Annotated in this window: 12 protein-coding genes; 4 read left to right on the forward strand and 8 right to left on the reverse strand. The window is 36.3% G+C overall.

Annotated elements, in window-relative coordinates:
• Positions 1-24 precede the first annotated feature (24 nt).
• The 8 genes from M3226_RS04790 to M3226_RS04825 all read right to left on the reverse strand — a co-directional run bounded on the left by M3226_RS04790 (position 25) and on the right by M3226_RS04825 (position 9,552).
• Positions 25-309: a 2Fe-2S iron-sulfur cluster-binding protein gene (locus M3226_RS04790; protein ID WP_251563089.1), complete on the reverse strand. Its 285-nt coding sequence runs from the start codon at positions 307-309 to the stop codon at positions 25-27.
• Positions 310-420: 111 nt separating this feature from the next.
• Complete coding sequence (locus M3226_RS04795; protein WP_251563091.1) at positions 421-1,263, reverse strand: cytidyltransferase; 843 nt, start codon at positions 1,261-1,263, stop codon at positions 421-423.
• A 163-nt stretch (positions 1,264-1,426) separates the two neighbouring features.
• Positions 1,427-2,632, reverse strand: a complete 1,206-nt coding sequence (locus tag M3226_RS04800; RefSeq protein WP_251563093.1) for an acyl-CoA dehydrogenase — start codon at positions 2,630-2,632, stop codon at positions 1,427-1,429.
• A 115-nt stretch (positions 2,633-2,747) separates the two neighbouring features.
• Positions 2,748-3,662 carry a catechol 2,3-dioxygenase gene (locus M3226_RS04805; RefSeq protein ID WP_251563095.1) on the reverse strand — a complete coding sequence of 305 codons (915 nt, stop codon included), beginning with the start codon at positions 3,660-3,662 and terminating at the stop codon, positions 2,748-2,750.
• 731 nt (positions 3,663-4,393) lie between these two features.
• Positions 4,394-5,836: a glycoside hydrolase family 1 protein gene (locus M3226_RS04810; protein ID WP_251563097.1), complete on the reverse strand. Its 1,443-nt coding sequence runs from the start codon at positions 5,834-5,836 to the stop codon at positions 4,394-4,396.
• Between the two features lie 100 nt (positions 5,837-5,936).
• Positions 5,937-7,802 carry a beta-glucoside-specific PTS transporter subunit IIABC gene (locus tag M3226_RS04815; RefSeq protein ID WP_251563099.1) on the reverse strand — a complete coding sequence of 622 codons (1,866 nt, stop codon included), beginning with the start codon at positions 7,800-7,802 and terminating at the stop codon, positions 5,937-5,939.
• A 154-nt stretch (positions 7,803-7,956) separates the two neighbouring features.
• Entirely contained in the window at positions 7,957-8,796 is an 840-nt protein-coding gene (gene licT, locus M3226_RS04820) for a BglG family transcription antiterminator LicT (RefSeq protein ID WP_251563102.1), read from the reverse strand.
• 210 nt (positions 8,797-9,006) lie between these two features.
• Positions 9,007-9,552 carry a TetR/AcrR family transcriptional regulator gene (locus M3226_RS04825; protein ID WP_251563104.1) on the reverse strand — a complete coding sequence of 182 codons (546 nt, stop codon included), beginning with the start codon at positions 9,550-9,552 and terminating at the stop codon, positions 9,007-9,009.
• Positions 9,553-10,186: 634 nt separating this feature from the next.
• Between M3226_RS04825 and M3226_RS04830 the strand changes: the two genes are divergently transcribed.
• From M3226_RS04830 to M3226_RS04845, 4 genes are all read left to right on the forward strand, one after another.
• Positions 10,187-10,933, forward strand: coding sequence for an SDR family oxidoreductase (locus tag M3226_RS04830; RefSeq protein ID WP_251563107.1), 747 nt, complete (start codon positions 10,187-10,189; stop codon positions 10,931-10,933).
• A gap of 196 nt (positions 10,934-11,129) precedes the next feature.
• Entirely contained in the window at positions 11,130-11,870 is a 741-nt protein-coding gene (locus tag M3226_RS04835; RefSeq protein ID WP_251563108.1) for a cytochrome P460 family protein, read from the forward strand.
• 82 nt (positions 11,871-11,952) lie between these two features.
• Positions 11,953-12,222: a hypothetical protein gene (locus tag M3226_RS04840; RefSeq protein WP_251563110.1), complete on the forward strand. Its 270-nt coding sequence runs from the start codon at positions 11,953-11,955 to the stop codon at positions 12,220-12,222.
• A gap of 92 nt (positions 12,223-12,314) precedes the next feature.
• Positions 12,315-12,647 (forward strand): hypothetical protein, encoded by a 333-nt coding sequence (locus M3226_RS04845; protein WP_251563112.1) that lies wholly within the window; start codon positions 12,315-12,317, stop codon positions 12,645-12,647.
• The last annotated feature ends 84 nt before the right edge of the window (positions 12,648-12,731 follow it).

Genomic DNA, 12,731 nt, shown 5'->3' on the forward strand with positions numbered 1-12,731 from the left:
TAGTTACTAATCTTTTCTTTTTGTCTAGAACAGATCTAATTGAATCTTCATATTGCTTTTTGGATAAGTTTTACAAGCAAGCGTATAATTACGGTCTCTTTCATCATTCGGTAGTACAGCTATTGAACTACGCCCTCGTTCAAATTCACCATCTTCTACTCTAATTTTACAAAGCCCGCATCCTCCTCCTTTACAGGCATATGGTATTTTTACTCCATTCTTTTGTGCTCCATCGAGTACACTTTCAGTATCACCGCATATCCATTGATAATTAGTATTATTGATATCGGTTATTTTTATCGTAAACATGAGTATTCCCTCCATATTATTGAATCAATAATAAGGGATTTCAGTTTCAAACCATTTAGTCTAAAAATTCGATATTTTTTGACTTAATCCCTTTTATTTTTCAATATTTATTTACATTTGTTTAAATTGAATGTTCTCTAAACATCTAATCCATTTGAGTTTTATTGTCCGATCTTTTATATTTTCTAGATCACTATTGAAGGTAAGCTTTATTTTATCTGAATAAACGATTGCACTTCCTTGACAAACATAATCCTCTGTAAACATCTCTACTTCATATAAACCATTTGATGGTAATGTATAATAGGGATAAGTTTCTACTTCCATGTAAGAACGTTTTCCCATTAAGCTTTGATGGTGAGAAATCACTTTTCCCCTTGTTTCATAAAAATCTCCAAGATACGAGGAAATCCCACTTATTTCACCATTTGATAACAATTCTCTAATGAAAGTTGAGCTGATCTTTTGACCTTTAAAATCAAGTTTTGAGATGACGGTTACTAGAAATCTTCCATCACCGTCAGTGCTAATCGTTTTCATATTTCCTTTTCCTTTTTGTCCGTACGTAAAATCAAATCCTGCCACAACATGTTTTACACCAAGACCAGTTACATAGGTTTCGATAAATTCTTTTGGAGAAAGTTGAGCAAAGAAATGATCAAATTTTATAACATAGACCATATCAACCCCAAGCTTAGAAAACCTATTTATTTTGACTTCTAAGGGTGTTAAATAATTCATCTTTTCTTTTCCACAGCTAAGAACCTCTCTTGGATGGGGAAAAAAGGTCATTACTGCCAATTTAATCTTTCTTTTTCTAGCAATATTTTTTGCCTCTAGAATCACTCGTTGATGTGCAACATGAACTCCATCGAAAAAACCCATGGCCATGACACAGGGCTCTGGTTTCGGCAAAGAATATTCCGGACCATAGGTAAGATAGACAGTTTGCAAATCCCTCAGCCCCTTTTTATTCGAACAATTATTCCACTCTGTTGATTATTGACTCACTTATTTTAATAAATGAGCCAATAATCTTATATTTATTAATCTATTCTCTATTCACACTTCATTGTAATAAGAACCTTGTAACTGCTAGACTAAGGGTTAAAACTCATTACCAAACAGGATGTGCTGGCCCTCCAAATTGCGTTCTCCCGTATGCACTCATCGCATCCTCCCATAAGTTCGTTGGATGTGAAGCGAATGCGATTACGTCTCTTGTAAACAGCTCCACTGGGTCTCCTTTAAAAATCGAAGTTCCTCCAAGTGTTAGAATCACTTTCAAAGCCATATCTGCTGCCATTCTTGCCACCTGCGCTCTTATAGAATAAATCTCTGCACGTTCCTCATCACCCACAACTGTTTTTCCCTCTGCCTGCCATTCTTCAAGGATTTCAATGTAACGATTCAATAAACCTTCAGCTGCACGGTATTGAATATTCATCTCAGCAAGCAAGCGTTGACTACCTGCCGCATTCTTCTCTTGCGTACCTCCGTTAAATACGCGAATACGTTTTTCTGTACGTTCTTTAAAAATGCCGATTAAGCGTTCCATTGCCCCTAGAGCAGTAGCAGGGAAACCGACCAAAAAGAGCTGCATAAATGGCATACGATAAACCGGATCTTCCGGATCGTAATCCCCTCCCATTGGTTTTCCTATTTCAAATAAATATTTCGCAGGTACAAGAAGGTGTTCTGGTATATATGCACCATCTACATGGATCCCGTTACTTCCCGTACTTCTTAAACCTAACGTATCCCAGTTTTCAATGATTTTGACGTCTGGATCTGAAGTAGAAACTACGGCTATACAATACTCAGGACCCTCACCCGTTATATCAATCATTGAACCAAGACCGACATAATCACTCCATAAGACACCGCTAGCAAAATTCCATTGACCAAAAAGACGGTATCCATCTCCATCCTTTTCCGCACGTCCAAGTGGAGCAACAACATCCGCAATCAAACCGTTATGACCAAGTACGACATCTCTTCCTTTTGGAGGAAGATAAGAAGGCCATATGTCATGTACAGCATAAAAATTGGTTAGCCATGAAGCAGCTACACTGTGTTTTGCAACAGTTCTTACAATATCTGTGAAGGTCCGTAAATCAACAAATGTGCCGCCATATTGTTTTGGGCGCATTAATTTATTAATTCCTCCTTCAAGAATAGCCTCCGCAACCTTTGGGGAAAAACGACCATTTTGATCTGCTTCTCTTGATTCTGCCTCAGCAATTTGGCCTATTTTTTCAGCTACAGCTAACCATGCATTCCTGTCTACATTCTCTTTTGTTACTTGGCCTGTATTAATCATTTAAAATTCCTCCCTAATAAAATGGTATTCTAAGGTAGATGAAATATATTTTCTAATAATCAAATTATAGTAAACGTTTTCATTTTTTTGATAGATTTATAAAATTTAAACTAAATCAAGTAAGCGCCTTACCAAAGGATTCAACCATTTCTCTTCTATGATAGAAGATTCCATGAGCGATTTTGTCCTCTGTCCAAGTGATTGTAGGGAAATCTGGATATGTGATATATCCTCCCGAATAAGCTTCGTTTCGGTTTCCAGATGGATCAAAAAAATAAGTTGTTTCTGCTCTGGTTATAGCATGACGAGTTGGTGTTACTTCAATTGGTACATCATATCTTGCCAATAAGTCCGCGGCCTTTAACACTTCGTACCAATTATCAACCTTGAAGGCTGCATGGTGCAATTTATTATCTGGCCCTTTAATAAAGGCAATATCATGAGCCTTTCCATTTTGTGCATACATAAAGCTGCCAACCATGTCTTCTCCATCCAAAGTCTCGATTCTTTCACTCTGAAACATGCCTAGTGCTTCTGTGAATAACCTTGTAATCGTTTTCAAATCATCGCCAGTTAGTAGAACATGATCCAAACGATGAGGTGCAATCCCTCTTATTTCATCTGGCCAAGGATGCGGATTTAAGGTGCCTGTCTTCTTGCCCAGTTGTTTAATTTCGTGATAAAGCTCCATTTGGTGCCCTGTTGGCAGCGTAACACGAATGGCTTCTCCTTCAGCAAGACGAGTTCCTTTCGAAATCCTTTTTGTTGTACAGCCGAATTGCTCGACCTGTCTTTCGTAAAATTCGAGATCCACTTCATTCCGTACTTTAAAAGCAAAATGGTCGAGACCAGGTGAATCCGCCTCTTGTAGTACGAGGCTATGATGATCAAATTCATCCCAAGCCTTAAGATAGACTCTTCCCGAACTTCTTCCCACTACTTCTAATCCAATGATATTCGTATAATAGTTAATAGATTCTTCAAGATCTAGTACCCTTAATTCGGCTCTTCCAATTCTCATAATCGTCATTTTCTTCCACTCCTTAGCTTGGTTCGGTATGTATTCATTATAGTATTTAAAATTTTCAGAATATACGATTAACAATACTAATTTTCAAGCTATTTTCCACACTCTTTAGTGTGTTCTATACTATTCCCATTGGTACTATGTCAATTTTGGATATACTTTGCACTTATTTTAAGTGTTATTTTGCAGATCCAACTTTAAAACACAGCTACCTTCTTATGTGAAGATAAGCTGGGTTTCTCACTTTTACTATTTTTCTAAATAGCGAGTTTTGGAACATAGAAGACAAATGGGTCATCAAAATTTTCACTGTAGGGGTTATTTCGCAAATCCAGCACATTTCGGAGTGTTCACCATTTTTTAATTTTGCATAATGCGACTAACCTTTTTCGACTGCACAATGTACATCCGCAAGACCTCCCAGGGTAAGACAACTATCTTTCCTCTTTTACTCGCCTGATTTACCCTACAAAGTTCCGCACATCTTTTGGACTTTGACTTGTTATGAAGCCTTATCCCTTTGTAGAGCCTTGGTATCAGATTTCTGTTCGTCGAGCCAAGATTTTATTCCACGCTTCCTTCAGCCCTTACCTCATGATAAGTACCTTGCGCTTCCTTAGTGGTTGGTCGATGTGTACCCCCACAGTGGACTTTCACCACCTAGATAGTTGCCATGCCTTGCACACATATAAAAGGGCTACCTCAGTAGCCCTTAATAAAGTGATTAAAAGAAATTAAAGTTGCCCACCATTCGTCGCAATTACATTTTTATACCAGAAGAACGACTTTTTCTTCTTACGTTCCAATGTACCACTGCCATCATCGTTTTTATCGACATAAATAAGACCGTAACGTTTGGACATTTCTCCTGTTGAGGCACTGACTAAATCAATACACCCCCAAGGCGTGTATCCCATAAGTTCAACACCGTCTTCAATGGCTTCACGCATCTGTCTAATATGTTCTCGGAGATATTCAATTCGATAATCATCGTTAATCGAACAATCTTCCTCTACCGTGTCTTTAGCTCCTAAACCGTTCTCCACAATGAAAAGTGGTTTACGGTATCTGTCATATAACTCATTTAGAGCAATTCTCAGTCCGATAGGGTCGATTTGCCATCCCCACTCACTGGCTTTTAGGAATGGATTTCTTACTCCTCCTAACATATTTCCTTCTACCATGTCATCCGCTGTTTTTTCCTTCTTTTCTGCACGAGACATATAATAACTAAAGCTGATAAAATCAACCGGATACTGTTTGAGTAGTTCTAAATCATCAGGATGTATTTCAAGCTTAATATTATGTTCTCTAAAGTAACGTTGAATAAATGGAGGATATTCTCCTCTTACTTGAACATCAGTACAAAAATTATTGAGTAAACGTCCTTCTTGTAGAACATACATTACATTTTCAGGGTTGCAATCAAAGGAATACGTAGGCATATATAGTACCATACATCCAATTTTTGCATCAGGAATTATTTCATGGCAAGCCTTTACAGCTAAACTGCTTGCAACAAATTGATGATGGAAAGCTTGGAAGGTAGGTTGATATTTGTCTTCTTCTTTATGAATTGCAAAACCTAGACTCATAGTTGGTATTTCTATACCAGAATTGATTTCGTTAAATGTGAGCCAATATTTTACCTTGTTTTTATAACGGTTCAAAATTACTTTTGCATATCGTTCAAAGAACGTAACAACTTCTCTACTTCTCCAACCACCATATTCTTTTACAAGATTCACTGGCATTTCATAGTGAGACATTGTGACAACTGGTTCAATCCCATACTTATGCAATTCATCAAACACTCGGTCATAAAAAGCTAATCCAGCCTCGTTTGGCTCTATCTCGTCACCATTTGGAAAAATTCTTGTCCATGCAATGGACATACGATATACTTTGAATCCCATTTCTGCAAATAACGCGATATCTTCTTTATAACGATGGTAGAAGTCAATCGCCTCATGGTTCGGATAACTGTATTTTTCTGTATCCATTTCAAAATTAAAGCCTGGTGACTGTAATATCTTCCATCGTTCTTTTCCACCTGGCAGAACATCTGCAATATTTAATCCTTTATTCCCTTCATGAAAGCCGCCTTCCAATTGATTGGCTGCAGTAGCTCCCCCCCATAAGAAACCTTTTGGAAATTTCTTTTCATCAAAATTCATTTTTAAATCCTCCTCAATTAATATCTTTCTAATTGTTAATATCATCAATATATAGGGAAGAGGACTTAAGTCTCTCCCCAGATTTCCAAATTGAAGATCATTAAACCACTAATGTTAACAATGCTTCTTTTTCCTGAACAGCTTCTTTATTCATTTCGATAATATCAATATAACGGTCTGTATTTGTAATGATAATTGGAGTAGTAACTGGGTACCCAGCTTCTTTAATTTTTTCAATATCAAAGTTGACTAATAAGTCACCTTGGTTTACTCGATCTCCCTGTTTAACGACCGGAGAATAATATTTTCCTTCTAATTGGACTGTATTGATTCCGATATGGATTAATATTTCTGCTCCTTCGTCTGACGTAATTCCAATTGCATGCCCTGTCGGAAAAACTGTTGTGATCGTCCCGTTCACAGGCGATACAGCTTTTCCAACAGTTGGTTCAATTGCAATCCCTTTTCCCATAGCTTCTGATGAAAACACTGGATCATCAACATGTGCTAACGGTTTAATTTCTCCAGTTAATGGGCTGACAATTGCTTCTTGTTTTATAATTGTCTGTCCTGCTTCTACCTTGTTTTCTTCTACCTTGTTTTCTTCTACCTTGTTTTCTTCTACTTCTATTTTCTTTTTATCTTCATACCCGAAAATTACTGTCAGAATCGTTGTAATTGCAAAAGAAGAAAGTATAGCAATAATGTATGGTACTAATGGTGAATAAATTGGAATACTTAAAGCAGATGGTAGTGCCAATGTCATTGCTTTTACTCCAGCCAAGCCACTAACTCCTCCTCCGACAACTCCGGCTATTACGACATAAGGTATTGTACGTTTGTAACGAAGCATTAACCCGTACAGAATTGGTTCTGTAACACCTGACAATATTCCAGGTAATAACGTAGATCCAGCAAGTGCTTTTACTTTTTTGTCCTTTGTTTTTATGAAAATACCAAATGCCAATCCAATTTGTGCAAATACAGCTGCGGAAAGTAATGCTAGCAGTGGATCCCCACCATGTGTCAAATTCTCAAGAATAAATGGAGCGAGCCCATTGTGGATACCTAATAAGGTAAGGAAAGTGTATGAACCTCCCATTAAGGCACCTGACAAGATTCCACTTTTGGAATATAAAAAATTAATAAATGTTCCAATGCTATTTCCAAAATAGACTCCGAAAGGACCAAATGCAATTGTTGTTAATGGTACGATGATAAGCAAAGACAACATAGGAACCAAAAACAATTGTAGATCTTTGTGAATGGTTTTCCTTAGAAATCTATCTAAAAGAGCGTAAATACTAACTGCGATAAAAACAGGGAATACAGTAGAAGAATAGCTCATCAAAACAACCGGTATGCCAAGAAAATGAGTGCTACCACCTGCATTCTGTAGCAAACTTGTAAAATTAGGTTCTAGCAATGCTGCCCCAATCATACCACCCACATAAGGATTTGCTCCTAGCTTTGTTGCAACTGTAATCCCTAAAAAGATTGGGAGGAAGTAAAAGAGCGCGTTTCCAGCTGCAGATAAGATAAAAAAGGTCCCGCTTTTGGCGGATAAAAGACCAGTCATTGTTAAAAGAGCTAACAACGCTTTAAGCATCCCAGCACCAGCAAGGGCTCCCAGTATCGGAGAAAAGCTTCCTGCAATAACCTCAAATATTTTTCCAATAACATTTCCCTTTGATTTTTCTGATGAATCCTTTGCAGTACCTACATTTGCTATCTTTATTACATCTTTATATACCTCAGAAACATGACTTCCAATAACAACTTGAAATTGACCACCGTTCTCAACAACACTGAGAATCCCATCTGAATTTTCAAGACTTTTCTTATCAGCCTGACTATGATCTTTTAATGTGAAACGTAGACGTGTGGCACAATGCACAACACTAATTATGTTTTGTTCTCCACCGACCCATTGAACTATTTCCTTAGCTAAGCTTTGGTAACTCAATTTTCTCCACTCCTTTTATATATTGTTTTTTGTTTTTTTCTAACTTTTATTAACCTTTCATGCGGTAAAAAATGAATGTAATAAAAAAAACCTAAATCAAACATTCAAAATTGATTGTTTGATTTAGGTTTTGCCGTTGGTTACAACCCTAAAATCATGCATTATTATTTTTTACTACTCTTTCAATATGAATCGTTAAATAAATCATTTCTTCATCCGTTAACTGGTAGGTATAAGAGCTCTCGATAAACTTCTTTATTTTTTGTGAACACTTATGTGCCTCAGGATATTTCATCTTGATTACATTATATAAATCATCATCTGTTGTACTGTTATAATGATTGCCTTTTACTAAACGTTGTGCAAAAAATTTTAGATGCGTAATAAATCGGTAATATGGTAAAGAATTTTCATTAAACTCAATCTTATAATGATATCTAACTATAGTTAAGACTTCTTGCATAACTTTTGTCATGTCTTTTACGACTGGCATCTCTTCATTCAATTCAGCATTAACAATATGAAGAGCTAAGAAACCTGCTTCATCTTCCGGTAAAATGACACCAAATTGTTCACATATCATATTTAATGCTTCTAATCCAATCTCATATTCATCTTTATATAATTGCCTAGTTTCCCAAAGTAAACCATTTTTAATAGGCAAATTATTTTTATAACGTTCAATTGCAAAGTGAATATGATCAGTTAAATGAATATAAATGCTATCGTTTAATTTCTTTCCTAATTTCATTTTTGCATATGCAATAATTTTTTCAGATATTTCCATATACTCAATTGGCATATCAGCAATTAAGGTCTTGAACTTTTTCATTATATCTTCGTTTTCTAAAGTGAAAATTTTATCTATTTGTTCTTCGTTGATCTCATCTCCAACTTGTTTTTTAAAAGCTATTCCACGTCCGATGATGATGATTTCTTGTTTGTTTTTTGTAGAAATAACTGCATTGTTGTTTAAAATTTTCTCTAATTTCACTTTATCACCTCCGATAATAGAAAAAGGCAAAACCCCTACCTCTTTCCAAGGTAAACGGTTTTGCCTGATTTAACAGTTACAATCCGTGCTGTATACGTTAACAGTACTTTATCATATGATTTTTGGATTAGCAATATATTTTTTCAAAAAGGTTAAAATCAACTATCTTGCCCCATTAGCAAAAATGTGAGAGATTTTTTCACGATAAATCTATATAATCCTGTCTAATAAATCCCCCACTTTTTCTGCCATTTCCTGCGGTGGATAAGGCATGTCGTTTTTTAGCCACCATTCCACTACACCTACGTATGCATTTGCAACAAATTCGGCAACTATATCTTTATTTTGACCGAGATTTTTGCCTTTTGTTACATCAACGTCTTTTTTGAATTCTTCGATATTATGTTGAACAAACCGGCTACGAAAATAAGGGGCTCCTTCACTTGTTATCATCGTCGAAAAAAATAAATAATTACTTTCAAGATATTCCATGCAGAGTACGGTCGCTTCTATCCAATCCATTTCAGCTTCCAACTCACAAAGTTTAGCCATATTATTGATATGTTCTTCTATAATCTTATCCAACAGATCAAATTTATCCAAGTAATGCAAATAAACAGTTGCACGGTTAATATTTGCCCTGTCAGCAATATCTTGAATGGTAATGCTATCGAAATTTCTTTCTGACATTAATTCAAGAAATGCTTTTTTAATTGCTTCTTGAGTTCTAGCAACCCTTCTATCGACTTTTGTCATGTTAAAACACCCTGCTTTCTTGAGAAAATCAACAATTTTTATCGATTTGTTGCGTAAACAACAAATCCGGTTAAATTAACGAGTTTTATGTATTGTTTTGTTTATAGTTATATTATAAATTATTGACAGATGTCGTGAAAACATCAATTGTAATTTTTATTTTACATGATGGATGTTATTTAATATGCCAAACTATATTTTTAAGTTAATCAATAGGGTAACAAGGAATCCGTTTCATCAAAACAGGTTTGGCATCAAAATTGCGGCAGATCTGTACTTTGCCAAAAGTCTTTGATGAGTCAAAGAAACACGCGCCGTTATTATCAGTGCCCCCCATGGTGGTGTTTATGCTCAAAACATGGCAGAGCGTCAATTCTCGTTTCATTAACGGACACGTTTTCTCACAAGAAGACTTACAGCCATTTTAGATTATTGGAGGTGTTATTAATGATTAATACTAATGCACGAGCCGTATTCAGTCCAGATAGTCCATTCAAGCTCACTACTATTCAGCGCAGAGATCTTCAAAGGACTTACTTCTTATGAATTGGTATAATAAAACACCATTCTTGTAAATCCTTAGATAATGAAATTTAAAATAATGCAAAACAATTTGAAAGGATGAAAAAACGAAATGACAATTGAAAACAAAGTAGTTATAATCACTGGAGCTTCATCTGGAATTGGTGAAGCAACTGCAAAATTATTGGCAAGTAAAGGTGCTAAAATTGTTTTGGGCGCTCGTCGTGAAGACAAATTAAAAGCATTGACTGAGGAAATTCAAAAAGCTGGTGGACAAGCTGCTTATCGCGTTACAGATGTTGTAAATCCAGATGATAGTCAGCAGCTTGTTCAGCTAGCTAAAGACACTTTTGGTGGTGTCGATGTAATCTTCTTGAACGCTGGAATAATGCCTAATTCACCACTTTCCGATTTAAAAACTGAAGAGTGGATCAGTATGGTTGACGTTAATATTAAAGGTGTATTGAATGGTATCGCAGCAGTATTGCCAACATTTACATCGCAAAAATCTGGTCATATTATCACTACTTCATCAGTAGCTGGGCTTAAAGCTTACCCAGGCGGTGCGGTTTATGGCGCAACAAAGTGGGCTGTTCGTGATTTAATGGAAGTTTTGCGTATGGAATCTGCCCAAGAAGGTACTAACATCCGCACAGCAACTATTTATCCGGCAGCTATCAACACGGAATTGTTGGGTACGATTACTGATAAGAATGTTTCAGAAGGTATGACTGCGTTGTACGAACAATATGGTATTTCACCTGATCGAGTTGCCAATGTTGTAGCATTCGCGATTGATCAGCCAGAAGATACGAACGTTAATGAGTTTACAATAGGACCAACAAGTCAACCTTGGTAATAATTACAAGATAAGATAAAATTAAGACTATTCATTTTCTAAAGGTTAGGCTGTCGAGGAGACCTCGACAGCCTTTTAAATTCCTCTCATTATTTTATACAGGTTTTAATATTCAACTAGAATTAGTAGTCAAATAGAAACCCCGTTACGATGAGTTTACTAGACCATAAACAGAAACTTGGAGGAGGAAAATGGTATGAAAAAAAGATTACTTCCATTATTTGCATCGCTGTTAACCCTCACCCTTGTTGCTTGCAACAACATTGGTATTGGTACAAAGGATATTTCTCAACAAGAAGAGAATTCCTCTGGGGCTAAATCTGGGGAATACGCTGAGATTGGATCTGGGGCTAATCTTGTTAAATTCCCTAAAGACCTAAAAAAAGGGATAGTGTTTACCACTTACGATCGAGGAGATATTCATGAAGACATCTATGTAAATAGGAAGGAAGCAATTGAAGCAGTGCAAAACGGAAAGGAGCTTCCGAGCGGCACCATTATCACTCTCGTTGGCTATAAGGATGGAAAGATTGAACAATATTTAGTGATGGAAAAGCGTACCGGCTGGGGCTCCAAATATTCACCGGAGGAACGTAACGGGGAATGGGAATATCAGCATTTTACTCCTGCCAGAGAAGTGGCTAAAGATAATATTGGACGTTGCTTTTCCTGCCACGCAAATCAGGAAAGGGATCAATATATTAATTCGTTAGATCAAATGAAAGAGTTTGATTTAGGAAAAGTTGCAAGTTCAAAGAATAGCAGCTCAGAATCCTTAATCGCAGCAATCCCTGTAGATCACTGGAAGGTAACGGCTCATACTAATGATTCTAAGGATGTAAATAAAGAAGAAAGAAATTTAATAGATGATGAGGAAAAAGCGAAAAAAATTCAGGATGTTCTGTTGAAGATGTATTTACAGAAATATGATAGCTAATGGTTGTGTGCTATTAATAGATTTACATGCACACAATGGGACACAATCTAGTGATAAATAGGCAATAGAAGAGGTGAATGCTTTGAATCGGAAGATGTTATTCAAGCTAGTAAATGACCTTGTTATGACTGTTCTCATGTTGATAGCAATGGCTTATTATATCACCGGAAATACGATTCATGAAGTCGTTGGAGTTATGGTACTTTTATTATTTGTTGTCCATAACTCTTTAAATCGACGTTGGTATAAAGTGATTATAAAGCGAACACATAATTTACGGAGCATCCTACAAATAGTAATCAACCTACTATTTCTTGTAACTATGGTTTTGATGATGATAAGTGCTTGTTGATTTCCAGTGATTTATTTACCTTTATTCCTATAAATAACGACATGATACTACGGCAAATACATGTTCAGACTGCCTATTGGGGTTTTATCATCGTGGCAGTACATATAGGATTTTCCTGGGGTATGATTATCAATTCAATGCGGAGGATGACGGGAATAACCGGCACTAACCGTATTCGCACCATTGGGTTGCGTATTTTGGCGGTGTTAATTGTTGTCTACGGGTTGCATTCTTCCTTCGAGGGAGAAATGGGTTCTAAGCTATTCATTTACAACCCATTTGGGTGGTTCAATGATCATTCCACTTTCAGGTTTTTAATTGACCACCTATCTATCATAGGAATCTACATCGCTGGGACACATAATGCTTTGAAATTTATTCAGAGGAAGGAACAAAGAGGAGTTCAAAAAAACTATACAGTTTAAAAGGGATGGATATCAATAGAGAAAACAGCTAAATGGAAACTGTTATCACTCATTGAAAAAGTTATCTAAATGATATCGGCAAAG

It is taken from the genome of Neobacillus cucumis (assembly GCF_023715505.1).